This window comes from Candidatus Omnitrophota bacterium (assembly GCA_040755155.1).
Taxonomy (GTDB): domain Bacteria; phylum Hinthialibacterota; class Hinthialibacteria; order Hinthialibacterales; family Hinthialibacteraceae; genus JBFMBP01.
The window spans coordinates 15048-39230 of sequence record JBFMBP010000029.1 but is presented as its reverse complement, the minus strand read 5'-3'; the positions used below and the strand labels follow the sequence as shown (position 1 = coordinate 39230).

The window sequence follows — 24183 nt, the reverse complement described above, 5'->3', positions numbered from 1 at the left end:
ATAGTAATAGTGCCGTGAAATGCCATTTTGCGCAAGATTTGCGGATAAGGCATCCGATGGGGGGAAAGGAAAGTTTTTATGAAATTGCGAAAAACGGGAATAGAATTCCTAAGACTGCGTTTTTGAATCGTGAAAACGCGAAAGGGCGCGAATTACACGAAATTTCGAATCACGGATATCATGGGTGATTTTGGATTTCACAGAGAAAAACCTTTTATGACGAAACGGCAATTAATCAATTTCTTGTGGTACGGGCTTCTAGCCTGGACGAGATAAACTGCAGGCTGGAAGCCCGTGAAGCGCCATCGCTCTATCCTGTCTATCCTTTCATCCTGGCCGTCATGACTCAGGCTAAAGAATCAATCGGATTTTTCTTTAATCATCGTAATCTGGTTCCCTTTTTCGTTAAAATCGACCTGGGACATAAAAGCACGGATCAGAATTAATCCTCGGCCATGGTTGACGAGCATTTCGTCGATTTCCTTGTCGATTGTGGTCTCTTTCCAGTCGAATCCCTTGCCTTCGTCTTCGATGGTAAAGACGGCTTTTTTTTTCGTCATGCGGGCGCCAACTTTCACGATGCGGGAACAGTATGGCTCAAGCGAGATTTTGGTTTTGACGAGTTCGTTGAATTGAATCAATTCTTCCAGCGTGGCGCCTTTGGAGTTGGAGTCGATTTCCAGATTGCCGTGAACGATGGCGTTGGTCAGGGCTTCATCGAGCGCTAGGCGGGTATTCATCAATTCGGATTGGTCGCAGATGCCGATCTTGGCGATTTTTTCCGTAATGAGATCGATGAGGGGCAATGTGAATTTAGGATCGCTGGGAATGTAGTAAAGCTGATCTTCTTCTACGAAATAATCGAAAATTCGCTGTTCCAATTTCTCTTTGAACCGCATTCGGAGAATTTTGGAAGCAATGGTGTTAATCATCTCCACTTCTTGCGGCTTCATGAGAAAATTGGAAGCGCCAAGCCGCAAGGCTTCGATGACGTCTTCCCGCCGTCCGAATCCGGTGAGGATGACGACGGCGATTTCCGGCTGGCGTTTGCGCAATTCCGCCAGCAACTCCATCCCGCCCATAACCGGCATCCGCAAGTCGGTCAGAACTAAATCCACTTCTTCCCGAAAGGCGATATCGAGAGCTTCCTTGCCATTGACGGCTGTGAAAATGCGATAGTTGCCCGATTCGGTAAGCATATCGACAAGGAGATCGCGGATCATTTCCTCGTCGTCAACGATCAAAATGGTTCCTTCTTGCATACGTCAATCACCGGATGAATACAATCAAAAACTCAAATTGATAGCGTTAATGGAGATGGATTGAGTGAAGCGATTATTATTATCCAAACCTATCTCCCATCCATTATTTCCTTATCGAACAGATGCATAGCGAAAACATTTTGAAATTAAACTCTATAATAACATCGATTTATTCGGTAATGAATAGTAGCAAAGCGTAAAATTTTAGTATAAATAAAGTCAATGAACGCTTTTGGTTTTGGAAACTAGACGATATCTAATATACTTTATCAATCCCTTTATCAAGTGAGCGATGGAAAAACCGATGGGAGAAAGATCGGGGATTTGGAACGCTTCCACGCGAGCCTCATCTAAGGGAAGACCTTCCACTCGAATATTTTTTAGATCGACGCCGTCGAATCCCAAATGTTCGGCGGCGTTCAACACGAAATGTTCCTTCCAAGGGATGTTGACGATTTCTGCGGCGACTCGATCGATCGCAATGGCGTTTCGTCCGGCGAGGATTAGGCCTATCGGTTTGGGTTGGCCATGTCCCGGTCCATTTCCCTCCATGCCAACGACAGCATCTACGATAGTCAATTCCGGCGAGATTCTTTCCAGGAGGGCGAGAAGCATTTCGGCGAAGAGAAGTGGATTCCGGCGCAGGCGGAAGTGCCAAAAGGCTTTACGGCGGGCGACGACGCAGCCGTAGAGATTTTTAACGGCGCAGGTAAGAAGCATTTGCTGATGGCTTTTGAATTTGGGAAGGTTGATAATGACGTCCATTTCCAACAGACTTTTTTCCATCTGGGGAACGGCGACGCCTGCCGTAAGAATCGGTTGACGGCGGAAAACGGAAGCGGGATGGCGGAATTCGACAATTTCAACGCCGCAACGCTGGGCGGCGGCGGCGACGCCGCAGGCGCGCGCGGCGCGGAGGGCGCTTGTCATAGGGGGGCTGTCGCCAATGACGGGAATTCCTCCGCAGTCCAAGACCATCAAAGCGACGGCTTCCACCAGCGCCGGGTGAGTGGTTACCGCCATTTCCGCCGGTTTGGCGAAAAGCAGATTGGGTTTCAACAATACGCGATCGCCGCGCTTTACGAAGGCGGGCATCCCGCCCAAGGGCGCCAAAGCGTTTTCCACAGCGCCGCGCACGGCGGACAATCGATAGCTATCGCATCGTTCGATCGCAACGATAGGATTCATGGTTTTAAGGAAAAGCGTCTTGAATTAATTAATCCTGCATCTCGTATTGTAATATGGATCATGCGTTTTCAAGTCGGCGCAGAAGTCATCTTATGAAGTTTTCTCTTTATGGATTGTTGCGTTCTTTCTATCGAAAAAAAGGGGGAAAGAGCCGTTCTTACGAAATAGGGGGTAGATGGATACAATAATCTCTATCCGATTTTTCATCCGCCGGGAAAGGATATCGCCTTGAGACGCGCCATGCCTACCAACCGGAGAAGTTTTTTCAGCGAAGGGTTTAAAAAACTCGCCGGGCAAGCCGCCGAAGCGCTCGATTTAAAAAATCCCCTCGCGTTTCTTGGACTCGACCGGTCTTACGTCCGCATGAGACGGGAAGCGATGGCGAGCCATTTCGAAGTGATATTCGGGACCTATGAAAAAGCGCAAGCCCGCGAGACGGGGATGTACGTTCTCGACGAAATCGACCGTTTCGACTATTTGCTGAACATCTGGCGGGGAAGAAGCGAGCTGAAAGAGGTCAACGAAAGAGCGGCTCTCGAACCGGTTCCGGTAGGCGAGGAAATCGCCGAGATGGTGAAGCTTGCCAAACGCATCCATCGGGAGACGGAAGGGGCGTTCGACATCACAACGACGCCGTTGTCCCGCTGTTGGGGTTTTTTTCAAAGAAAAGGAGTCATCCCTCATCCCGAAGACATCGAAGCGGCGAAAAAGCGGATCGGCATGGATGGCATTGCGTTGGACGAAGAGAGGAAGACGATCCAGTTTACGAAGCCGGATATCGAAATCACTCCCGCCAGCATCGGCAAAGGCCTCGCATTGGATCACGCCATGAAAATCGCGCGGGATCGCGGATTGAAAGACGTTCTCCTCAACGGCGGATTCAGCAGCGTGCTGGCTTCCGGAGCGCCCGCCTGGAAGGAGTCCTGGCAAATCGACGTCCGCAATCCCTTCGACTGCGAGCGTCCTATCGCCCGATTGCAATTGAAAAACCAAGGCTTTTCCTCCTCGGGAAGCGAAGAGCAATTTTTTTTGCATGAGGGGAAACGGTACGGCCATATCATCGATCCCCGCACCGGTTGGCCGTCTTGCAAGGTATTCAGCGTGAGCGTCGTGGCGCCGACCGCCGCTTTGGCGGAGGCTCTTTCGACGGCTTTTTGCGTGATGGGGGTTGAGAAAACTCTCGAATATTGTGAAAATCGTAAGGATAAGGATATAGGCGCGATTTTGATACCGATGCCGGACGATAAGGGCCGCTCGGAAATTATTGCGTCCAATTTCAACACAGATTGCGTGGAGGTATTGATAAAATCGTGTCAAACAAAGAACCGCGATATCGTCTGACATGCGCGCAGCAATTTTTCTTCGTCTTGCTGCGAATCGGGATCGGCTGGCATTTTCTGCGCGAGGGCTGGGTAAAACTCGCGCATCCCACATGGTCGGCCGCGCCCTATTTGACGGGGTCTTGGGGCCCGTTTTCTCCTTATTTCAACCAGATGGCGGCTAACGAGAGTTTGATGGCGTTCACGAATTTCATGATGCCGTGGGCGATATTTCTTGTGGGTCTGGGATTGATGCTGGGCTTGTTTACCCGCTTGTCCTGCTTGGTCGGCGTTGTTTTGCTGACTATGTTTTATTGCGCCGCGCCGCCGTTCGATCTTACATTCGTAACGCCGGAAACCATGAAGGCGGCTATCTCCGCCAGCGCGTCTCCTTGGATTCAGTACGAATCCTGGCTGCATCATGCCCAATGGGCGGGGAAAATGATGATCGGCAACGAAGGAAATTACTTGATCGTCAATAAGAACTTAGTGGAATTATTGGCGCTATTAGCTTTGCTTACGATCAATACCGGCCAAATCGTCGGATTCGATCCGTATATCCGTCAATTCCTCCGCCGCCATAAAACCGTCGCCGGCCCCGATGCGGAACAGTTACAGCCGGTTCAGTAAAAAACAGAAAATAATTAACCCTAGAAAATATATTGGGAAAGGATCGAATCATGCAGTTAACAGAAGAACAGAAATTTATCGGCAGACGTAATTTTCTCAAGGCGGTTGCTACGCTGCCTCCTCTCGCGGGTTTCGCTTATACCGCCACTAATGCGGGACCGGTCAAAGCCGCCATTATCGGAACCGGCATGGAAGGCCGCGTTCTCATCACCAACTCCACGCCGAAATATATGTATTTGATCGGTTCATACGACATCCGCCCCGACAATATGAAACTGGGGCTGGATGCTATTAAGCAATCCGGCCATTCCCCCAATCCCAAAGCTTACGAATCCTACGATCAGATGCTCGAGGATACTGAAGTGGAAGCCATTTTGATCGCTTCGCCTTTGAAATATCACGGGCCGATGGCGATCAGAGCCTTGGAAGCCGGAAAGCACGTCTTCACGGAGAAGACAATGGCGTTCGAAGTCGAGGAATGCGCGAAAGCGGTTCAAATCGCCCGCGAGAAGAATCTCAATCTGCAAGTAGGCCATCAACGCTTTTACAATCCGTTATATTGGGACGCCTACCGCATGTTCGCTGAAGGCTTATTGGGCAACGTATATCACATTCGCGGATTGTGGCATCGCAATACGGACTGGAACTATTGGATTCACGTCAATCCCGATTTGAAACAAGAACTTTTAGCTATGGATCCTACGAAATACGGATATAAAGACATCCAGCAGCTTGTCAACTGGCGCTGGTATTCTCCCGTATCTCGCGGAATGTGGACGGAATTGGCCAGCCATCAACTCGCTATTACCAACTGGTTCTTCGGCGACGAGGCTCCCATAGCCGTCCAGGCTTCCGGCGGCAAATGCAAATCGCAGTTGGATCAGGATATGCTACCGGATTACACCTCCATCGGCGACGAAGCCAAACGGGCGGAGCATCGCGGCTATACGGTGGACGACCGCGACGTAGACGATCACATCTATGCCATTTACGAGTATAGCAACAAACGAACGGTTACGTATTCCGCCATTCAAAGCAACCGTTTCGACAACTACTACGAGCAGATCATGGGAACCCGCGCCACTATCATTCTCAGCAACGAAAATGAAACCTATCTCTTCTGGGAAAGCGGCTGGGATGAGACCAAATCCAAAAAAGCGGGCCAAGAGACTAAGGTCGAAATTGCGAAAGAAGACGCCGCCGGAGCCGCTTTCCAAGCGCACAATACGGGCGGAGCGGCGACGGGCGGCGGCGGATCGGCCAGTTTCTCCCCCTACGATCCTTACCGTTGGGAACTCGAAGGCTTTGCCCATACGATTCGCACCGGTGCGCCGAACCTCTGCGACGGCGTGCGGGGTACGCTAGCCGCTCTGGCGTGCATCCGCGGACAAGAAGCCCTCGCTTCGGGACAGAAAGTCAAGATCGAACGTCCAGCAGGGATTTGATTTTGGGACTATGGAACAGGGGGACTTGGGGATTTGGGGACTTGGGGACTTGCTCCCAAGTCCTCTAAGTTTCCAAGTCTCCCTGTTTTCGTGTTGCCTTTGGTGAGCTATGCTTCGCTCTGCATCGCTTAAACCGCAAGTATGAGGGATTTAGTCAAGGGCAGAAAAAGCCTTGGTCGCGGTAGGGATGCCGGTTACCCGGCACCCCCCGCACAGATCCCAGCGTGCGGAACTACCGCACTGGGCTCCTGCCTCAGGTCATGACGCCCAAGCGCTCCGACGGATAGGGATGTACTCCCATCCTTCTTTGCGACTTGCCGTATTCGTTCCAGCGCGCTTCGCAGGTTTCCCCGGCCCTGAGTCCGGCTCCTGGTTTGCTGGTCCGAATTGCCTTTGGCCAACTTCCTTTCCTCCACTCTCTCCGCCGACTTCCTGGATCGGTCGTCTTTGTTCGAGGGCTTCTCAGGTACTACGAAGTTGTCCGACTTCTCGCGTACGTTCATCGCCAGCTTACTCTTTCGGATTCCTGGCGCGGACCTCGACACCATCTCTGAGGCCGTGCGCGAGATCTCCCGATTCCTGCGCGTAAAGATTCGGCGCATGCACGGGGTCTTCGACCGCGCAGGGCCTTGCTTCCTCTCGCTCTATCGATGAAGCAAGTGTTGCCTTCCGATCAAGGGACTTCGTCGGCGCCCTGGATGCGAGTATTTCGCGGCTCAATACCCGGCCTGCACTTTCCCCTGTCAACGCTTCGCCTATGGCCTCGCGGCCATCGGCGCATGACTCGGGGCCAGCGTGGTTCGCTACACCTTCACTGTACGGAACTTTCATCCGCTTCCTTACGCCAGTTTTCATCGGCGCTTTCCCCTTGCCACCCCGTCAAGTCTCCCAGTCTCCCAGTCTCCAAGACTCCAAGACTCAAAGTATCAAAGTATCAAAGTATCAAAAGATGGCCTTGGCGTAGTTCGAAATGTCGATCGGCGGAAGCGGCGATCTCGCGGTTGTGGGTAACCATGACGATGGTTAGATTTTTCTCTTTTTGCTGCTGGCGGATCAGGCCGATCAATTCGGCGCTGCTGGCGGGATCGAGGTTGCCTGTGGGTTCGTCCATCAAGAGAATGGCGGGCTGGTTGATCATCGCCCGCGCCACAGCGGCGCGCTGCTGTTCGCCGCCGGACAGCTGGGTTGGTTTGTGATCGGCGCGTTCGGAGATGCGCAAATCGGCGAGTAGTCCCCGCGCTCTCTGCCATACTTCGCGGTCGGGGATGCCGAAGATCATGCCAGGCAGTGCGGCGTTTTCCAAAGCGGTGAATTCCGGCAGCAAGTGATGAAACTGAAAAACGAATCCGAAAGAGCGGTTGCGAAGGCGGTCTCGTTCGCCGTTGGATAATTTCGCAGCGTCTCGGCCTTGAAAGTAAACTTCTCCGCTCGTGGGTTGATCCAGGCAGCCGAGAAGATGCAGCAGGGTTGATTTACCGCATCCCGATTCGCCGGTAACAGCCAGAAATTCGTTCTCCCGCACTTGCATGTCCAGGTTGTGAAGCACTTCCAAGGATTTATCGCCAGTGCGGTAGACTTTACAAAGGTTTCGGCATTCGAGAATGACGCCGTTGCAAGCGTTTTCGTTCATCGTTATTGGTCCATATTCTGCGAGCGTTGCAGATCGCGGATTTTTCTTCTTAATCGATCCTGAAGGATTTGATTTTTTCCTTGTATAGCGCTATTGATCGCTTTTCCGTAAAGGGAAAAGGCTCGTTCGGATTGTTTCAATTTTTCCGCGTAAAGATCCGCCAACCGTTCCAGCGTTTCTACGGCGTTGGGCGCCAACTCCAGGCTTTTTTCATACATTTGAGCCGTCATCTCGTATAAGTCTCTCTTTTCGTAAACAACACCCAAGAGAAATAACGCATTAGGATTGCTGGGATGATGCCGCAATTCCTCTTGCAAGCGCCGTTCCGCTTCGTCCCATTTGTTTTCCGCCATGCAGATATTGGCGGCGAGAAACTGGATGTTTTCCCGTTCCGGATCGACGAGCAGCAGGATGTCCAAATAGCGGCGCGCGTTGGGATACTGCATGGCGTTGAGATAGACGTTCGCCAGCATTTGGTAGACTTCCGGCGGCGCGTAAGTATCTTTGGCTTGTTCGAGGCAATCGATCGCCCGCCTTTGATAATCTGCGCCCATATAACCGGCAAGAAAATAATAAACCTTGCCTTGATCGAATAGAATTTCGCCTTTGCCGGGAAACAAGGCGTAGGCTTGGGATAATTTCGCTTGGGAAAGTTGAAGATTCAATAACTGGCGTTCGTAATCGCCGCCGAATTTCTTTATAGCGTCGCCGAAATGGCTTTCCCCTTTGAATTGAAGATGCGTGGAGAGGTAATGTTGAAAGACGAAGACGCCTCCTAATAGGCATAAAGGAAGCATGACGGAAGCGGCGAGCCAACGGAACCATGCGGGAAGCGATAGAGCGAAGCCGCCGCTATTGAAATGCAGAATACCGCCGATAGCTAAACCGAACAACATGGCGCTGCCCGGCAGGCGCAAGGGAAAATCATAGAGGCAATGAAATATCGTATGAAGTACTATCATCAAACAGGCAAGCAGCAAGATGCGCTCCGAGGAGGCGAGATTTCCGCCAATTAACGAGCGCAGCGCGGAGGCAATGCAGGCGGCCAGAACGAGCAAAAAGAGCGCATAACCCGCGCCGCCGATCTCGGATAGATATTGCAAGTAATCGTTATGCGTTTCGTTGGCGAGGATGCTGTTCATGTGCCGGGTGAGTTGTTGGATGCGCTCCGGTTCGATTTGCTGCGCCATCCCGTAAACCGTTTCCAGAAAACGGGGGGTGTATCGCCCATGCCCCGCGCCCGATATAGGAGCCTCGCGCCACATTTGCATGGCGGCGGACCATAGGAGGGGACGGGCGCGCAAACTGATGTCCTGGAAGGCGGCCAATTGTTGAAAACGCTTGCTCAGAGAATGCAACAATCCGCGCCCTTGCCGAGTTTCGTAGAGATAGAGACCGGCGAGCAGGAGAAAAATCGCCAATGCGCCAGCGGCAAGAGAACGGCGGCGGCTCTTGATAAACGAAAACGCGTCTTGGCGGATGGTTTTCGAAAAGAATAAAATCAGGATCGCAAGAAAGAAGAGGGCGGAAAAGAGGCTGACCCAAATCCCGCGGGTTTGCGTGTAGAGCAGTGAATACAATACGATGGCGCCATAAAACGTCCAGAATAGGCGCTCGCGCCAGCGGCGGGCGAGGGCGAGCATGGCTGCGATGGAGATTAATAGCAGCGAACCAAAACAAGCGTAGTAGTTGGGATTGCCCAAAGCCCAGATCACGCCGCGTTCTTGGTTGACTAATGGATTGCTGTAACGCCATTCGTGGCCGACTAATATTCGATTGAAATAAGGATCCAAATCGTAGATATGGCTTATGGCGTAGAGGACGACCGCGATTTGGACAATAACGGCGATCCAAACCAGGCGATGGAACGACGAATCCTCGCGGGAGACGTCCGACGCCAGAAAAGCGAAGAGTATCCAGCAGACGGTACGTAAAGCGTAATCGAACGCATAGGCGCGCTGAACGTCAAAGATGGCGAGGACTAAAACATAGATCAAAAACAATAAAAGAGCGATGGAAAGCAGATTCAAGCGGATTGGCGAACGGCGGCATATAAAAAACGGCAAGGTAAATAAGCATCCTAAGAAAACGCCGAATTCGAAAAAGCGGAATTTCGTTTCCGGACCCGAACCGAGAAGAATATGGGAATCGATCATCAAAGGCGTAATGAGCAGCAATGCGCCAAGGAGAATAAATCGCATCCGTTCGATCAATCGCAGCGTCTTTTTCATTTTCTTCATGAAGCTCTTGTATAATTGATAAAGACTGCCTTTGCATTCTCCCCCCAAGCTTGAGGGGAGTTAGAGGGGGGTTGATATTATTAGACTTAAAACAACCCCCTCCTTGCCTCCCCCAAACTTGGGGGAGGAATAAAGGATTTTTGCAAGCGCCTTTACATTAACGTTTCATAAAATTGGATCGTCTGTTCCGCGATGCGATTCCAGGAAAACCGGTCAAGAACGTCTTGGCGCGCCGCCGCTCCCATCGCCGCCCTTTTCGAGGGATTTTGCAGTAAGTTCACAATCGCTTGCGCCAGAGATTTTGCGTCTTCCGGCGGAACTAAAACGCCCGTTTCGCCGTCTTGGATCGCTTCCGGAATGCCGCCGATGCGCGAGGCGACGACGGGTTTGCCGGAAGCCATCGCCAACAATAGCACTCCGCTTTGGTCGATCTCCCGGTAGGGAAGAACTACGATGGCGGAGGAGGCGATCAACCCGGCGATCTCTTCGTCGGGGATATATTCCAACCGTTTTTCTACAACCTCATTCAATCCATGGCGGGCGATGATTTTCTCGTAGCGATCGAACGGTTCCAGCGCTTGTCCGGCGATGAGCAATTTAACGCCGGGAATGATTTTCTTCACATCCACCAGAGCGTTCAACAGGATATCGAGGCCTTTATAGGGACGGATATTACCAAAGAACAGCAATGCGTTTTCCTCAACGGGAGATGAGGCCGCCGTCTCCGAAGTTAAAAAGCCGTATTCGCCATGCGGAATGACGGCGCTGGCGGCGGCGACGTTGGGGAAAATTCTCTGAAATTCTCTTTGAGTATGCTGCGTATGAAAGATGAGTCCGTCCATGCGGCGATAGATTTTTTCGAACAGCGCTTGGGAAGAAGAACGGCGCTCATGCGGCAGGATATTATGAACTGTATATATCCAAGGAATGCGTTTTAATGGAAATAAGCGCATGATCCAAAGCAGAATGGCCGGGCGAGCGGCGCATTGCCAATGGATGAGAGAGGCATCCCGCCGCAGACGCAGCGCATGGCGATAAAATTCCAATGGATTCGTACGCATCCCTCGGAAGATTTTATGAACGGCGGCGTTGGGCAGCGGCGAACAGCTGATCCAACGGCGGCTGGTCAGGATTTCGCATGGTATGTCATGCGCGCCCAACGCTCCCGCCAGGCATTGAGTGTAATGAGCGATGCCTCCCGCCCCGGAAGGTTCGATGAAGACGGCTTTCATTTAATATTTACCGGCTTTATATAGAGAACGGTAAACGTTCAGCGTTCTCTTGGCGGCGCGGCGCCAGGAGAATCGCTTCGCCTGCCTTATGCCTCGTTGCGCCCATTCCTGACGATCCGAAGCCATCCATAAGCGGTCCATAGCGGCCAGCCATTCTTCCTCATCGCCGGTTTCGATCAGAATCCCCGCTTCGCCGACGACTTCGGGAATCGACGAATGCTTAGGCGCGATGACGGGAGTTCCGCAAGCCAGCGATTCCAAGCCCGGAAGCCAGAAGCCTTCGTAGATGGGATTGAGAATGGAAAATTGGGCGGCGGAATAATATAAGCGCATCAAATCGAGATCGGGGACGTATCCCTCGAAACGGACATGGCGTTGAATAGAGAGCGACTCGAAAGTTTTAAAGATTTCGTCGTAGAGCCAGCCCTTTTTCCCCACGATAACCAACGTGGCGTCCGGATGGGATTTTTCCAGCCAGCGGGCGAATAGGCGCAACAGAAAAGAATAATTCTTACGCGGCTCCAGCGTGCCTACCGCTAGAATATACCCTGGCTGCAATCCTTTGCGCCGCCGGAATTCTTCCAATCGTTCGGCGTCCGGTTCGGGATAATACTCCGGCGCCGCCGCTTCGTAGATGCGGGTAACGCGGTCTTCGGCGATTCCCAGCCGATCGATCGCGTCGCGCCGCGTGTTTTCGGATACGGCGATAATGCGATTCGCCTTGCGGGCCATCGCTGGGACCAGGCAATTCCAAACGAAACGGGAACGAGCGTCTTTTTGCCGGGGAAAAAGCATGGCGGAGAGGTCGTGAACCGTCAGGACGCAATGGCCGTTGTACATTAAAGGCAAACATTGACCGGGGCTGTGAAGCACGTCGATGCCGTAATGAGCGCAGAGAGAGGCGAGCCGCGTTTGTCCCCAAAGGTGAGTGCGGCCCGGTCCCGACAGCACATGCCGCAAACGGGGAGGAAGATTCATTTCAGGAAGAGGACGGTTGTAAAACAGGTAATATTCGTCCTCGCCATCCAGCGCCGCCAACTCGCGGACCAGGTGATAATTGTAAAATCCAATCCCCGCCCGGGGGCGGGTCAGCGTCGTACATTCGATTCCTATGCGCAAGAGCCGATCTCCATCCATATCGCCGGATATTCGCTTTTAAACGATACTCGGTATAATACGCCATAAATGGATTCCCTTGATTTTTTAACGATCCGGGAAAATCTTGGGAGCGAACAATTTGGCGGAACGCCGAGATGGCGCAAAAAAACGTTTTAGTTCATTCCCTTGGAGGCTGCGTCGAGAGTTAACGGTTGCCCAATATGCTATTTTCCATTTTAAATCTATTTTTTCAATTGCTGATCGCCGTTCTTTTGATCCGCTATTTCATCGAACCCTACCGGTATTACGGTTTTGGTCCGATTCTCGTTACGATTGTGACTTTGACGGAGAGCGTTCTTAAGCCCATCCGCCGATTGTTCCCGCAGAGTTCTTTGAAGATTCAAGATCAAATGCCGTTATTCGCCATTGTCGTCGTTATCGTTCTGCGCGGATGGTGCCTTTGGATTCTCGGCGCAGCGGGCATTCCCTTGGCGAGTGTTCATGGAGTGGGCGCCCAGTTGCCGCTTTTCAACGCCCTGGCCGCCAGTTTCTCAATGGGCGTCGTATTCGTCGCGGAAATTCTCATCGCGTTGCTCTTTGCCAGCATGATGGTCTCGCGTCATGGATTGTACCTCGTCGGCGGCAATGCGGGCTACGCTTGTTTTCAACAGAAGACTTTCGCCGTATTTCAACTCGCTAAAAAAATCCTCCGGACGGAAAACCTGCCAGCGCTTTTTCTTTTAAGCTCAGCGGCGATTCTTGCCTGCGCCTTTTTCTTGACGATCTTTACCAACCTCTCTTTTCTTTATGGGGACTATGAGATTAAGCGAACGATCGTCTTTACTCTCTATGCGATTTGCGGCGATTTGATCTCCGCTTATTCGCTCGTGTTGCTTTTGGCGGTGCTTTCGACATGGGTGGGAGCGGATCAATTCAGCACGTTGATCCAATTCGTGCGCGGCATGTCAGATCCTTATCTAAATTTCTTCCGGCGGATATTCCCGTGGGCGAGAATCGACTTCGTCGATTTGTCGCCGATCTTCGCCTTTTTGGCGTTGAATCCCGGCCTCGTCTATTTGCTGCGCGTAGTAACGAACGCTTTTCTCTCCATGATTGCTCCAGAGCAAGCGCCGGGAACGATAATGACGTAAAGCCTATTCGAATTCCATATCGCTCAAAATTTCGGCGAATCGCTGCATAGTAAATCCCAACGCTTCCGCGCTTTTTACCAGCATCACTTTTTTCCATTCTTGGAAGTTATCGTCCTCTAATGCCAACAAGGCGGCGGCGCGAATCATGGTTTCTTTCTCCAGTTCGGATAGAGAGGATGATAGGTTTTGCAATTCGGCGAATACGGCGTCGGGATCGACGATGGCGGTTTTGAAATCCTCCAAAATATTCTCGTCGGAGACGCTGGTTTCAGTAAAGTCCTCGATGATTTTCCGTATTCGTGCGAAATCGTCCGGTTCGATGTTTTCATTGGCGATCGTCATTACAGCCAGAATCTTTCGCATAGGGACCGCTAATTCCATTGGGCTTCCTCCTGGTGAATTTCACTCATCATAGAGTCAAGCGATCCGCCTTGGCAAGGCGCGGCGGCGTTGAGGAAATCGATTCGCTTTCTATTGCCGGTATGGCGCGAGCGGGAAGAGCCGGTTAGAATAGCGCTCGACAAGAATGAGATAACAATATTGGCTGACAAGGGCAAGGCCGTTTTTTCTCTTGAGGTTGCCGGATAAAAATGAGATAGCCCTTTGAAATGACAGACATGCAAGCAAAGGAATCGCAAGTCATATCGAAAAAACGGATTGCGGATCATGGCGGGGCGTTGACCGGCAAACGCGAGGTTAACGACATGCTTGATCTTGTGAAACAGGAAACGGAGCGCATCGAGTCCCGTTTTTTGGAACCGGCTTGCGGCGCCGGAAACTTCCTGACCTTCGCGGCATGTCATTTCGAGGGAGCGCAGCGACCGAGAAATCTTCAACCCGCGTGTGGAAAGATTTCTCGCTTCGCTCGAAATGACAAGGTAAGCTCGAAATGACAAGGTAAGCTCGAAATGACAAAGAAACGAAGAGAAATCCGATGAAAGACTACAACTTCTACGTTTACATCCTCACCAACTGGAACAACAGGGTTATGTATATTGGCATGACCAATAACCTTGAGCGAAGGGTATATGAGCATAAAAACAAACTGGTGGATGGTTTCACCAAGAAATACAACGTTAACAAATTGGTCTATTTCGAACACGGGATAGACGTCCATGCGGCCATAACCAGAGAGAAGGAAATCAAAAAGTGGCGGCGAGAAAAGAAGAATAATTTGGTTGTCTCAATGAATCCTACTTGGAAAGACTTGACTTTGGAATGGGAACAGAAAGAAGATTTCTCGTTATCGCTCGAAATGACAGAGTCGCAGCAGGGGAAAGACTATGATTAACGTTTTCTTCCCCCCGCGCCCCGGATCGCGGCATGTCATTTCGAGGGAGCGCAGCGACCGAGAAATCTTCAACCCGCGTGTGGAAGGATTTCTCGCTTCGCTCGAAATGACAGAGTTGCAGCAGGGGAAAGACTATGATTAACGGTTTTTTCCCCATGCGTCCGGCATCGCTGCTTGTCATTTCGAGGGAGCGCAGCGACCGAGAAATCTTCAACCCGCGTGTGGAAGGATTTCTCGCTATCGCTCGAAATGACAAAGATACGTCCGGATAAAATAGAATTTACTATTATTTTTTATAGATGGAGAAATAATCCGTGGATGCAACGAATGAAAAACTTGTTCCCTTATGCGTAACGGAAAATGCAGTGCATGAGATGCAATTGATAGGCGCTCTCAAAGACGAAAACATAGAGTGCGTAGTTCGCAGTTTTTTCGACTCGGCTTATGACGGCTTATTTGAAAAACAGCATGGGCATTCCATGATTCTCGTGTTCGATGGCGACTTGGCGAGAGCCAAAGAAATCGTGTGCAATATTCCCTTGCCGGAAAATATAATTCCCCCGCCGGAGGAAGAATAGCCGCACGGATTATCCGCGTTTTGCCGCTTCGCCCGAAAAAGGATGAAAAAGCGAGTCGGCGATATAGGAAGCGATTCGTTCTTTCCATGAACTTTCGCCATGCAATACTTTTTCCATGGTTTCGATAATCAGGGCGGTAGGAAAGGGGCGGATTAAGATGTGATGGATTTTATAGCGGCGCAGTTGTTTTCTCTCGCGCAGAGAAAGGTTGGAGGCGATAAGAATCAACCGTTCCGGTTTGGTCATGCCTTTCAATAGCCAGAGGATATCGCTGAGGGATTGATGTATGCTGCTTTGGCCGATGAGGCAAAGATCGCAGGCTTCCGCTTCGGCGCGGCTCCATAAATCCGGGCTGGAATCGGCAAAGACCAGCTTTCCATTATTATTTGCGCAAAAATTCTCTACTTGATTGATTTCCGCGTTGCTCAAACCCGTTGCCAAGATGCACAAAGGATTCGTAACCTCCTCTATACCGGACATATTGCTCACCTCCTCGGCGAGTGGTTCTATGCCATTTTGAAATTACTCTTTATCGTTCTCCATTGGATAAGAGAATGTATTTCTTTTTGGGATTTAGTTTTTGTTACCGCATATATCATACCAATAGATCGCATGTTAAGGCATATGATTTATCTATATTGTAATCAATGTATTAAATAATAATAGAAAAAACCGCCTCCTTTTTTTTACGCAAAATTGAGACGGTTTTTTCGCTTGAATTATCAAAAATGGACAGCCTATAGGATCACGGTAAGGCGATGCGGTAGATATGAACGCCATAAGGCTCGAAAGAATCCTCGAAATGGTTGCCGGTTATGACGACGGCGTCCCGATTTTCGCCAATTGCCTCTGCCTTGGCTCCCGCAAAATCGTTGGATAATTGAAATTCGGCCTTGGCGGGAGCGTTACGCATTCCTACGGCGAAAAGGTAGAGATTTTTCTCATGCCGCTTCGCCATGATGTCGATGGGAACGTTGGCGTCCGAGGATTTCACCGTAACAGCGTCTTTGAGTGTGGGGGAGTTGAGAACTGGCGCTAGCGATTGAATTTGCTTATTCAGCGCCGAGGCTGCCGCCAACATTTCGGGATCGTCGAGCAAGGCGGATTCATTAAACGCGGGCTTGAATTGATGCACGAAATAGATAAGTCCCATCGAACCGTGAATGATGGACATCCAGGCTTCCGAGCGCAACTGTTGTGGATTGGCTTTGGAATATTCGTTTCCGATGCAGGTGCATTCGAGGCAGTTCCAGACGATTTTCTTGCCCTCGCTCCATTGGATCAACCGATCCACGCCCTTGGCGACATACCATAGATTGTTAATCCCGTCCTTCAATCCCGCCATAGGATAAATATCGAAGGAAACTACGTCGCAGCCTTTGACGTAGGTCAGGTAATCGTCGATATGGGCGCCGCTGCCGCGCCCGATCCAATTATCATTGGCGACGCCCTGTCCCAGGTTGAGCATCACCGGGCGCGAGGGATCGGCTTTGCGAATGGCTTCGTAATCCTTCACGATTTTTTCCGGCGGGATGCAGGGGCCGTAAGATGGTTTTCCCGTCTGGGGATCGGTTATGGGTTGAGCGTTGTCCGGCTCGTCGCCGTGCATCCAGGCGACGATGATGGGATCGTCGATATGTTTCAATCCAACTTGGTTTTGATCGCAAATTACCGGCATTCCCGCTTGCGTAAGTTCCGCCAATTGCTCTTCTGTCGGGCCTCTCCACAGTCCCACATAAAGGTTGAATCCCGCTTCTTTATACTTGGCGGCGTTTTTCGGGCTTTGCAGCCAAACGGCTATAGGGAAATATCCCGCATCTTTCCTTGGACCGTTCTTCCAGGCGGCGTAAGCGTTTTCATCGCTAGCGGAGCAGGGCAGGGAAAGGACTGCGATTAACAGAAGGATGGAAAGAAATTGTATTGGAAAGCGCATGTGTTTATATCTCCTCTGGTTTGTATTAAGTCAATTTCCGAATCACGGGGAATTCTAAAGGGCAGAAACAACCTTGCCCTTGCCACCCCGCCATTCCGATTCGTACGTCTATTTTGAAAAATGGCGCGCTGCAATATACGCGAAATCACATAATCCACTATACTATAAATTAATGAAGGGAATCTATTGTTATCCATTGCGCGAGGAAGAAATTATGAACAAGATCCATCGATTTTTTGGGATTTCTTTTCTGACGCTGGCGTTACAGGTTATTATCGCCTGCGGCGATTCCTCCGGCGCTAACGTGCGCAAGTCCATCTTGGCGGGAACGTGGTATGAGGGAACTCAAGCCAAGTTGACGCAGCAGGTCGACGGCTTCCTGAAGCAGGTTCCGCAAACGGCGCCCAATCCCAACCGCGTGCGGGCGTTGGTTGTTCCCCATGCCGGATACGAATATTCCGGCGAAACCGCCGCCTACGCCTATAAGGTTCTGACAGGCGCGCCTATCCGGCGGGTAGTGATTCTTGGCCCTTCCCACCGCGCCGCTTTTCGAGGCGGCTCCATCGCTGACGCCGACGCCTACGAAACGCCGCTGGGGCTAGTGAATTTGGATAAAGAGGCGTGCAAGAGTCTGCGTTCTTCCAGCCTTTTTCAATCCTTGCCCGAAGCCGACGCCCAGGAGCATAGTCTGGAGATACAACTGCCGTTCCTCCAACGCACGCTCAAGGAATTCACGATCGTTCCCATCGTCGTAGGGGATATTTCTTCCAGCGACGGCTATGAAATGGCTAAGGCTATCCAACCTTTGTTGGATGAAAAGACGCTGTTGGTTATGAGTTCCGATTTTACACACCAAGGGCCGCGCTTTGGGTATATTCCCTTCAAAGACAACATCAGGGCGAACGTACAGCGTTTGGATTTCGCCGCCGTCAATCCTATTCTCAATCTGGACGCGAATGGTTTCGCCGATTTCATCGAAAGAACGCAAGCCACCATTTGCGGGCATAATCCCATCTGCATCGGCCTGGCGGCTCTGCCGCAGCAGACGCAAGTGGAATTCGTCCGCTACGCCACTTCGGGAGATAAAACGAAAAGTTACGACGAATCCGTGAGTTATTCTTCCTTGGTTTTCCGCGAGCGCAAGGATTACCTCGACGAGAAAGAGACCGCTCTTATGCTGGAGATAGCGCGCAAGACGTTGGAACAGAACTTTGCGGAAGGCAAAGCGAAGGAATACCAGCCGGAACCGAATCTGGTTACGGAACGTTTAAAAGAGAAGAAGGGCGTCTTCGTCACTCTCAATAAAAAAGGGGAACTGCGGGGCTGCATCGGCGACTTGCAGGGTTCCGATCCGTTATGCCAAACAGCGGCGAAAACCGTTTTGCTGTCAGCGTTTCGGGATACTCGCTTCAACCAATTGCAGAAGGAGGAGTTGAAGGACGTCGATATCGAAATTTCCGTCATGTCGCCGCGCCAGCCGGTGGATTCTTGGAAGGATATCGTCCTGGGCCGCGACGGCTTCATTCTTGAAAAAAAAGGCCGCTCGGCGCTGTTTCTGCCGCAAGTGGCCTTGGAGCAAGGCTGGACGGTGGAAGACGCCCTCAAGCATTTGTGTTTGAAAGCGGGCTTGCAGGAAGACGATTGGAAATCCGGCTGCTCCTTCCAAACCTTCACGGCGCAGGTTTTTGGAGAGACGTTTAAGAAGCAGTGACGATTATGAAATCGTATTCTACGAAGGGAATAAAAAAATGGTTCAAATCGGTTTGGATGAAGCAAAAACCCAGTTTTCCGATTTATTTGACGCCGCCATGAAAGGCGAGCAGGTGGTTATCAAAAAGAACGATTCGCAAATGATCCAATTAGTTCCATTAACAATTTCTCATAGAGCGCCAAAGTATGGAAGCGCGAAAGGATTGATTGATATTTCTGATGATTTCGATGCGCCTATAAGCAATTTCGACGAGTATATGAGATGAAACTATTACTCATGTTACGCGCGATGAGTAATTAAAGGAATCTCTTACTCTCGTCGTTTGAATCACGAAAACACGAAAGGAAAAGAAAAACACGAAAAAAAGAAAAAAATGGTTGGCGCAAGGAATTGCGAAGTATGAAAGATTTTTCCTTGAAATTCAAAAGAATCCGCGATATCCGCGATTCGAATATTTCGTGGAATTTGAGTTATTTCGTGTTTTCGTAATTCAAAAATGCATCAGATCAAAAGCCCAATCGCCGCTCTTGGATAGTTTCTCCAACGTGCAGGCGGGACGTTTGCACCCACAGGCTGCGTAACATGAGCTATTAAAAAGGAATCCATTTATGCCAATTGTTAATCGCAGATCGTTTATAAATAGAATAGGAAGCGGAATATTAGCCGCTCCCGCTCTTTGGATCGCCAGCCGCGCCACTGCTTCCACGCCAGGATTAATGGGCAAAAGCCGCGTCGTCATCGCCCGGCGGGAGGGAATGCTGTCGCCTTCGAATACGCTCGATGAAACGCTGACGCGTAAAATGCTGGACGCCGCCGCCCTCGCCTTCACTGGCGGCAAAGAGGCGGATGCGCTTTGGCGAACGCTGTTTTCTTCTAAAGATACAGTCGCCATCAAAGTCAATACGCTTGGCGGACGCAGCCTGTCGCCCCATCCGGAGTTGGTTTACGCCGTCGCGGAGAAATTGGCGGACGTTGGAGTATTACCACAACGCATTTTTATCTGGGACCGCAGCGTACGGGAATTGGAACGCGCGGTCTTCACCAAAGAGAGCGCAAAAGGCCGCGCCGCCGTCATCGCCACCGACAGCCCGGGCGTTGGTTACGAGGCGGAGCCGGAAACCAGCGGCAGCATCGGCTCTTGTTTTTCCCGCATTGTTTCTCAAGGCTGCACCGCTTTGATTAACATAGGAATTTTAAAGGATCACGATCTCTGCGGCGTTTCCGTCGCGATGAAGAATTTCTTTGGAGCGATTCATAATCCCAATAAATACCATTTTGACGTGGCTAAAGATCCTTATGTTCCCGACGTTTGTCTTCATCCCTATATCCGCAACAGACTGCGCCTGACGATCTGCGACGCCTTTCGCGGGCAATGCGACGGCGGCCCCGCCTACAAAGCTTCGGCGGCTTGGGATTACAACGGATTGATGATCGCCGCCGACCCGGTCGCCCTCGACGCCGTGGCCGCGAGCATTCTGGAGAAAAAACGGGCGGAAATGAAACTGCCGCCATTGAAGGAAGCGGGGCGCGAACCGCTCTACATCCAACTCGCGGAAGAAAAGAAACTCGGCTGGGCCGATCCCGCGCATATCGAGATCGTCGAAGCCGCCGTATGAAGTATTGTAATTCCTCTCCCTCGGGGAGAGGTTAGGTGAGGGTTGATATGGCTAGACTTATTACCCTCACCCTAACCCTCTCCCAGAGGGCGAGGGAATGGATTTGTTTAGCATGAGTTAATTAGAGGTTTCTATCATGAACGCGGATTTATCGAGACGCCGATTTATTCAATCTTCCGCCTGCGCCGCTTGCGCTTTCTCCCTTGGCGGCGGCGTTTGGGGCGCGACGGAATTGACGCCGACGCAGGAGTTATCCGATCGTGAAGCGATGCACTACGAGCATCTCGACGGCTTGACGATCCGCTGCCTCCTTTGTCCCAAGGAGTGCCGCGTCGCCGATAAGGAGCGCGGCTATTGCGGAGTGCGCGAGAATCACGGCGGCGCTTATAAAACTTTGGTTTATGGCCGTCCCTGCTCCTTCGGCGTCGATCCTATCGAAAAAAAGCCGTTGTTTCATTATTTGCCCGGCACGGGCGCCTTTTCGCTCGCCACCGCCGGATGCAACATCGAATGCAAGTTTTGCCAGAACTGGGATATTTCCCAGTTCCGCCCCGAACAAATCCGCATGTTCGACTGCCCGCCTGCGGATATCGCGCAGTTGGCGATCGAAAAGAAATGCCAGACTATCGCCTATACCTATTCCGAACCCGTCATCTTTTATGAATATATGCTCGACTGCGCCGACGAGGGCCGCAAAAAAAGTTTAGGCAGCGTTATGATCTCCAACGGCTACATTCAGGAAAAACCATTGCGCGAGTTGCTGCCGAAACTGACGGCGGTGAAGATCGATTTCAAAGCTTATACGGAAAAATTTTACAAACAGACGTGCAGCGGCGAATTGCAGCCGGTTTTAAAGGCGTTGGAAATAATCCATGAAATGGGCGTATGGCTGGAATTGGTGGTGCTCATCATTCCCACGCTCAATGATAGCGACGATGAAACCAAGGGAATGGTTCAATGGATTTCCGAACATTTGGGAAAGGACGTCCCGATTCATTTCACCCGCTTTCATCCGATGTACAAAATCAAAAACCTGCCCTCGACGCCGATTCCGACGCTGGAGCGCCTGCACAAAATCGCTAAGCAGGCGGGATTGAATTACGTTTACATCGGAAACGTGCCCGGCCATACGGCGGAAAATACTTATTGCCCCAAATGCAACAATGTCGTAATCCGCCGGTTGGGATACAAGATCATGTTGGATGGCTTCGAAGACGGGAAATGCAAAAAGTGCAAAACGCCTATTCCGGGAGTGTGGAAGGATCCCTTGAAAGATGAATCCCGCCGTTAAAACAGCGGGCTATTGTCGTTTGCCCCTTTAAAAGGGGCATTGTAATAATAGCCTTTTAAATCTGGGTAAATGGAAAAAATATGTTGTCAGAATTAGGATTTTCAGGATAAAAAAAACCTGTTATTTGGATATACAGATTCTGACAAAGAATATATCTACTCAATCCTGAAGCGCCTTATACCGTCAATTTGATCTTTCTCGTCCATAGATATAATCCAATCAGATTCATCGCCTTCACTCCCGCGAAGAGATAAAACGTATTCATGATTCCAAGAATCGGGACCAATAAAACGCCTGTAACCAATGCGCCTAACGCTCCTCCTAGGTTATCGGCGGCGTCCACCCATCCCGCCGATGAACTTACGCTTTCGCTTTTCGGCATGGCTTGGGCCGTAATGGTAAAAATCATTCCAGCGGCGAAAGCGATGATTCCGTTCCATAGCCACAACGCCATTTCTGGGGGCTGAATCGCGAATTCGAAGATAGAATATCGATTCAATGATTCTACTCTCATAAGCATAATGGGCGTAATAAGAAGAATGAGAAACAGACCTCTATCCAGACCAAGCAACGCAATGGACGCTGGTTTCGAAGCCATCCCTCGCCGTTTGGCGAAGACGGCGCCGAGCGCAAGACCAAGCATAAAAATAGCGAAAAAAACGCCTACTCTTTCGTAGAGGCAGCCTACTTTGCTTTGGAAAAATAGCAGGATGGAGATTTCCGCGCCCATCGAAGCCAGACCGGTAGCCGCTAGCGTAACCAACGGCGCAGGATTGCGCTTTCGGCCAAGAATCATGCGGCTGGCGCCATAACATACTCCATAAAATAAAAGGGCAGCTGCCAAGCCTATACCCAAGAGAGAGGCTCCGCTTTTGGCCAACGCCTCCACCGGCAGCCATTTTAAATAATTATATTGCTTGCTCCAAATCAGAAGATGATAGAGGTAGCAGAGCGGCCGGTCGTCCGTATTGCGCGGCATGGCGGCGTAGGTTTGCAGCGATTTCTCGGCCTGGCGAATGCGCTCCGCCTCGTAAAAGAGGGAGAAAAATTCGGGAGCAAAATAAGCGCTGTCGAGATTCAACTCGCGATGGCGTTGGGCGATGGCGTCGGCGTCGATGAGGAATTGCCGCGAAGGGCTGGCGAAGAACCACCATGTTACGCCGGGAACGGCCAATACATTAGGAAAAACTTCGCGAAGCGTCCAATAAATCGCGCCGCAATTAGCGCCTGCATCGCCGTAATCGTAAGCAGGCGGCCCGGCGGCGGTGATGACGAATACGCCATCGGAGGATAGGAAATCGCGAGAGTGGCGGAAAAATTCGCGCGTATAGAGCCGGTTGAGCAGGCCGTTGGACGGTCCGGGCTGTATGATGATAATGCAATCGAATTTTGTTTGTTGGGGAATCGAGGAAAGCAGGCGCCGAATATCCGTTTGATCGATGGAGAGAGCCACGCCGGGAAGCGGCCCGGCGGAACGATTGAAATCGAGCGGGAAGTTTTTGACCACCGTCCGCTTTATGTTTTGTCCCAGTCCATCGTAAAAAATATCGCCGATTCCCGAATCCAAATAGGCGACGGCGATCTTATCCGGGCGATGTTCCGCCAAGGGCGCCAATAGGCCGCTATCGCCGCTGGCGAGCAGTATGGATTTCGCTTGGGGATTTTGCGACAGCGCCATGTAAGCCCATTGCGGCGCTTCGTATTCGTTGGGAAATGAGAATAGCTCGGCGCCGTTGCCGAAGAGGGTGTATTGGCCTTCGCGCCCGCCGATCTCCAATCGTTGATAGGGCGTTTCCAGGCAACGATACAACTCATAGCCCGGATGGTGGTTCTCCCAGCGGCGGCTTGCGCTCCAATCGTTAAGAATTTGCGATAAGTACAATAACAATGGAATAGCGATAATGGCGGATAGTAGAATGCTTTTTCGGCGCAAACGATCGTCGGAGAGGATAAGAATCAGCCCAAAAACGCCCAATGCGATGACGGAATGCAGGAAGGGATTGATAAGTTGACTCCGCCCTATCGCCATCAGAAAACCAGCCATCGCTCCGCCCAGCGATTCGATAAGAAAAATCGAACCGATGCTCGCCGTCTTGGCGATAGGCGCTTCGCCTGATTCTGCAGGTTGGCATTGGTTCAAGGCCGCCGAGAAGACGGGAAAGGAAAAACCGAAAAGAAAACCCAATGGCAGCGCCGCCATCAAGGCGAAGAGCAGCGTTTGTATGGGAGAGGGAATTTCCCCAACCGGAACGTCAAGAATCGCCGGAAGCAGCCGGATCAGGATTACGCAAACAGCCAGCATCAGAGGCGGGGATAGTAATATGGCGGCGAACCAGCGGGAAAGCGAACGTTCGACATCCAATTTTCTGGGCGTCAAAGCCCCAACGGCAACGCCGATCAGCCACCCGGCGAGCAATAGACCCAAAGTCAGTTCGTTGCCTTCCAAAATCGCCAGCTGTTCACGAAAAAGGATCGTCTGAGCCAGGATGGCGAAGCATCCCAGAAAGAAAGAAGCGGCGAGGATTAACCTTTCCATTTTGTATTACTATGTAGGGTGGGCTCAAAGCG

Annotated in this window: 23 protein-coding genes and 1 pseudogene; 12 read left to right on the top strand and 12 right to left on the bottom strand. The window is 51.1% G+C overall.

Translation table 11 applies throughout. From position 1 onward, the window contains the following. Positions 1 to 359: 359 nt before the first annotated feature. Both AB1656_03035 and AB1656_03030 read right to left on the bottom strand, forming a co-directional pair. The gene (locus AB1656_03035; protein MEW6234338.1) at positions 360 to 1262 is read right to left on the bottom strand and encodes a response regulator; all 903 of its coding nucleotides are present in this window, start codon (positions 1260 to 1262) and stop codon (positions 360 to 362) included. Positions 1263 to 1481: 219 nt separating this feature from the next. Beyond that, complete coding sequence (locus AB1656_03030; protein ID MEW6234337.1) at positions 1482 to 2450, bottom strand: DUF362 domain-containing protein; 969 nt, start codon at positions 2448 to 2450, stop codon at positions 1482 to 1484. Between the two features lie 228 nt (positions 2451 to 2678). On the opposite strand from AB1656_03030, the gene AB1656_03025 reads away from it, so the two are divergent. From AB1656_03025 to AB1656_03015, 3 genes are read left to right on the top strand one after another with little or no spacing between them, the layout of a single operon-like run. Continuing rightward, positions 2679 to 3791 (top strand): FAD:protein FMN transferase, encoded by a 1113-nt coding sequence (locus AB1656_03025; protein ID MEW6234336.1) that lies wholly within the window; start codon positions 2679 to 2681, stop codon positions 3789 to 3791. Then, a complete protein-coding gene (locus AB1656_03020; GenBank protein ID MEW6234335.1) occupies positions 3761 to 4399 on the top strand; it encodes a DoxX family membrane protein in 639 nt (212 codons plus the stop codon). The genes AB1656_03025 and AB1656_03020 overlap by 31 nt, the downstream gene beginning before the upstream one ends. A gap of 50 nt (positions 4400 to 4449) precedes the next feature. Next, positions 4450 to 5844 (top strand): Gfo/Idh/MocA family oxidoreductase, encoded by a 1395-nt coding sequence (locus AB1656_03015; GenBank protein ID MEW6234334.1) that lies wholly within the window; start codon positions 4450 to 4452, stop codon positions 5842 to 5844. Positions 5845 to 6354: 510 nt separating this feature from the next. Here the strand turns inward: AB1656_03015 and AB1656_03010 are convergent. The 5 genes from AB1656_03010 to AB1656_02990 form a co-directional block, all read right to left on the bottom strand. Continuing rightward, entirely contained in the window at positions 6355 to 6699 is a 345-nt protein-coding gene (locus AB1656_03010; GenBank protein ID MEW6234333.1) for a hypothetical protein, read from the bottom strand. 79 nt (positions 6700 to 6778) lie between these two features. After that, on the bottom strand, positions 6779 to 7474 hold the full coding sequence (locus AB1656_03005) for an ABC transporter ATP-binding protein (protein MEW6234332.1): 696 nt from the start codon (positions 7472 to 7474) through the stop codon (positions 6779 to 6781). Between the two features lie 2 nt (positions 7475 to 7476). Next, positions 7477 to 9714 (bottom strand): O-antigen ligase family protein, encoded by a 2238-nt coding sequence (locus tag AB1656_03000; GenBank protein ID MEW6234331.1) that lies wholly within the window; start codon positions 9712 to 9714, stop codon positions 7477 to 7479. Between the two features lie 152 nt (positions 9715 to 9866). After that, on the bottom strand, positions 9867 to 10946 hold the full coding sequence (locus AB1656_02995) for a glycosyltransferase family 4 protein (GenBank protein MEW6234330.1): 1080 nt from the start codon (positions 10944 to 10946) through the stop codon (positions 9867 to 9869). Further along, entirely contained in the window at positions 10947 to 12065 is a 1119-nt protein-coding gene (locus tag AB1656_02990) for a glycosyltransferase family 1 protein (GenBank protein ID MEW6234329.1), read from the bottom strand. It lies immediately after the preceding gene. A gap of 200 nt (positions 12066 to 12265) precedes the next feature. Here AB1656_02990 and AB1656_02985 point away from each other — a divergent pair, with 200 nt between their 5' ends. Continuing rightward, entirely contained in the window at positions 12266 to 13195 is a 930-nt protein-coding gene (locus AB1656_02985) for a YggT family protein (protein ID MEW6234328.1), read from the top strand. 3 nt (positions 13196 to 13198) lie between these two features. On the opposite strand, the gene AB1656_02980 is transcribed toward AB1656_02985, so the two are convergent. Both AB1656_02980 and AB1656_02975 read right to left on the bottom strand, forming a co-directional pair. Then, positions 13199 to 13576 carry a hypothetical protein gene (locus AB1656_02980; protein MEW6234327.1) on the bottom strand — a complete coding sequence of 126 codons (378 nt, stop codon included), beginning with the start codon at positions 13574 to 13576 and terminating at the stop codon, positions 13199 to 13201. Continuing rightward, positions 13567 to 13752: a hypothetical protein gene (locus tag AB1656_02975; GenBank protein MEW6234326.1), complete on the bottom strand. Its 186-nt coding sequence runs from the start codon at positions 13750 to 13752 to the stop codon at positions 13567 to 13569. Before AB1656_02975 ends, AB1656_02980 begins: the two co-directional genes overlap by 10 nt. A 60-nt stretch (positions 13753 to 13812) precedes the next feature. Here AB1656_02975 and AB1656_02970 point away from each other — a divergent pair. The 4 genes and pseudogenes from AB1656_02970 to AB1656_02955 all read left to right on the top strand — a co-directional run bounded on the left by AB1656_02970 (position 13813) and on the right by AB1656_02955 (position 15064). Further along, a pseudogene (locus AB1656_02970) lies at positions 13813 to 13980 on the top strand (SAM-dependent DNA methyltransferase). A gap of 149 nt (positions 13981 to 14129) precedes the next feature. Further along, positions 14130 to 14486, top strand: a complete 357-nt coding sequence (locus AB1656_02965; protein MEW6234325.1) for a GIY-YIG nuclease family protein — start codon at positions 14130 to 14132, stop codon at positions 14484 to 14486. After that, entirely contained in the window at positions 14479 to 14628 is a 150-nt protein-coding gene (locus AB1656_02960) for a hypothetical protein (GenBank protein MEW6234324.1), read from the top strand. Before AB1656_02965 ends, AB1656_02960 begins: the two co-directional genes overlap by 8 nt. Positions 14629 to 14800: 172 nt before the next feature. Beyond that, the gene (locus AB1656_02955; protein MEW6234323.1) at positions 14801 to 15064 is read left to right on the top strand and encodes a hypothetical protein; all 264 of its coding nucleotides are present in this window, start codon (positions 14801 to 14803) and stop codon (positions 15062 to 15064) included. Between the two features lie 9 nt (positions 15065 to 15073). On the opposite strand, the gene AB1656_02950 is transcribed toward AB1656_02955, so the two are convergent. Both AB1656_02950 and AB1656_02945 read right to left on the bottom strand, forming a co-directional pair. After that, on the bottom strand, positions 15074 to 15544 hold the full coding sequence (locus tag AB1656_02950; GenBank protein MEW6234322.1) for a hypothetical protein: 471 nt from the start codon (positions 15542 to 15544) through the stop codon (positions 15074 to 15076). Positions 15545 to 15809: 265 nt separating this feature from the next. Beyond that, entirely contained in the window at positions 15810 to 16997 is a 1188-nt protein-coding gene (locus AB1656_02945; protein MEW6234321.1) for a hypothetical protein, read from the bottom strand. 214 nt (positions 16998 to 17211) lie between these two features. Between AB1656_02945 and amrB the strand changes: the two genes are divergently transcribed. The 4 genes from amrB (at position 17212) to amrS (ending at position 21615) form a co-directional block, all read left to right on the top strand. Next, positions 17212 to 18708: an AmmeMemoRadiSam system protein B gene (gene amrB / locus AB1656_02940; GenBank protein MEW6234320.1), complete on the top strand. Its 1497-nt coding sequence runs from the start codon at positions 17212 to 17214 to the stop codon at positions 18706 to 18708. A gap of 52 nt (positions 18709 to 18760) precedes the next feature. Next, entirely contained in the window at positions 18761 to 18973 is a 213-nt protein-coding gene (locus AB1656_02935; protein ID MEW6234319.1) for a prevent-host-death protein, read from the top strand. Between the two features lie 343 nt (positions 18974 to 19316). Beyond that, the gene (locus AB1656_02930; GenBank protein MEW6234318.1) at positions 19317 to 20324 is read left to right on the top strand and encodes a DUF362 domain-containing protein; all 1008 of its coding nucleotides are present in this window, start codon (positions 19317 to 19319) and stop codon (positions 20322 to 20324) included. Positions 20325 to 20460: 136 nt separating this feature from the next. Next, complete coding sequence (gene amrS, locus AB1656_02925) at positions 20461 to 21615, top strand: AmmeMemoRadiSam system radical SAM enzyme (protein ID MEW6234317.1); 1155 nt, start codon at positions 20461 to 20463, stop codon at positions 21613 to 21615. Positions 21616 to 21790: 175 nt separating this feature from the next. Here the strand turns inward: amrS and AB1656_02920 are convergent, their stop codons facing one another. After that, positions 21791 to 24151 carry a hypothetical protein gene (locus tag AB1656_02920; GenBank protein ID MEW6234316.1) on the bottom strand — a complete coding sequence of 787 codons (2361 nt, stop codon included), beginning with the start codon at positions 24149 to 24151 and terminating at the stop codon, positions 21791 to 21793. Positions 24152 to 24183 lie beyond the last annotated feature (32 nt).

What these genes read in the sequence shown, in the direction of transcription:
- AB1656_03035 (MEW6234338.1), bottom strand. Translation starts at nt 1,262, where the DNA reads ATGCAAGAAGGAACCATTTTGATCGTTGACGACGAGGAAATGATCCGC.
- AB1656_03030 (MEW6234337.1), bottom strand. Translation starts at nt 2,450, where the DNA reads ATGAATCCTATCGTTGCGATCGAACGATGCGATAGCTATCGATTGTCC.
- AB1656_03015 (MEW6234334.1), top strand. Translation starts at nt 4,450, where the DNA reads ATGCAGTTAACAGAAGAACAGAAATTTATCGGCAGACGTAATTTTCTC.
- AB1656_03010 (MEW6234333.1), bottom strand. Translation starts at nt 6,699, where the DNA reads ATGAAAACTGGCGTAAGGAAGCGGATGAAAGTTCCGTACAGTGAAGGT.
- AB1656_03005 (MEW6234332.1), bottom strand. Translation starts at nt 7,474, where the DNA reads ATGAACGAAAACGCTTGCAACGGCGTCATTCTCGAATGCCGAAACCTT.
- AB1656_03000 (MEW6234331.1), bottom strand. Translation starts at nt 9,714, where the DNA reads ATGAAGAAAATGAAAAAGACGCTGCGATTGATCGAACGGATGCGATTT.
- AB1656_02995 (MEW6234330.1), bottom strand. Translation starts at nt 10,946, where the DNA reads ATGAAAGCCGTCTTCATCGAACCTTCCGGGGCGGGAGGCATCGCTCAT.
- AB1656_02985 (MEW6234328.1), top strand. Translation starts at nt 12,266, where the DNA reads ATGCTATTTTCCATTTTAAATCTATTTTTTCAATTGCTGATCGCCGTT.
- AB1656_02980 (MEW6234327.1), bottom strand. Translation starts at nt 13,576, where the DNA reads ATGGAATTAGCGGTCCCTATGCGAAAGATTCTGGCTGTAATGACGATC.
- AB1656_02965 (MEW6234325.1), top strand. Translation starts at nt 14,130, where the DNA reads ATGAAAGACTACAACTTCTACGTTTACATCCTCACCAACTGGAACAAC.
- AB1656_02960 (MEW6234324.1), top strand. Translation starts at nt 14,479, where the DNA reads ATGATTAACGTTTTCTTCCCCCCGCGCCCCGGATCGCGGCATGTCATT.
- AB1656_02950 (MEW6234322.1), bottom strand. Translation starts at nt 15,544, where the DNA reads ATGTCCGGTATAGAGGAGGTTACGAATCCTTTGTGCATCTTGGCAACG.
- AB1656_02945 (MEW6234321.1), bottom strand. Translation starts at nt 16,997, where the DNA reads ATGCGCTTTCCAATACAATTTCTTTCCATCCTTCTGTTAATCGCAGTC.
- amrB (MEW6234320.1), top strand. Translation starts at nt 17,212, where the DNA reads ATGAACAAGATCCATCGATTTTTTGGGATTTCTTTTCTGACGCTGGCG.
- AB1656_02930 (MEW6234318.1), top strand. Translation starts at nt 19,317, where the DNA reads ATGCCAATTGTTAATCGCAGATCGTTTATAAATAGAATAGGAAGCGGA.
- amrS (MEW6234317.1), top strand. Translation starts at nt 20,461, where the DNA reads ATGAACGCGGATTTATCGAGACGCCGATTTATTCAATCTTCCGCCTGC.
- AB1656_02920 (MEW6234316.1), bottom strand. Translation starts at nt 24,151, where the DNA reads ATGGAAAGGTTAATCCTCGCCGCTTCTTTCTTTCTGGGATGCTTCGCC.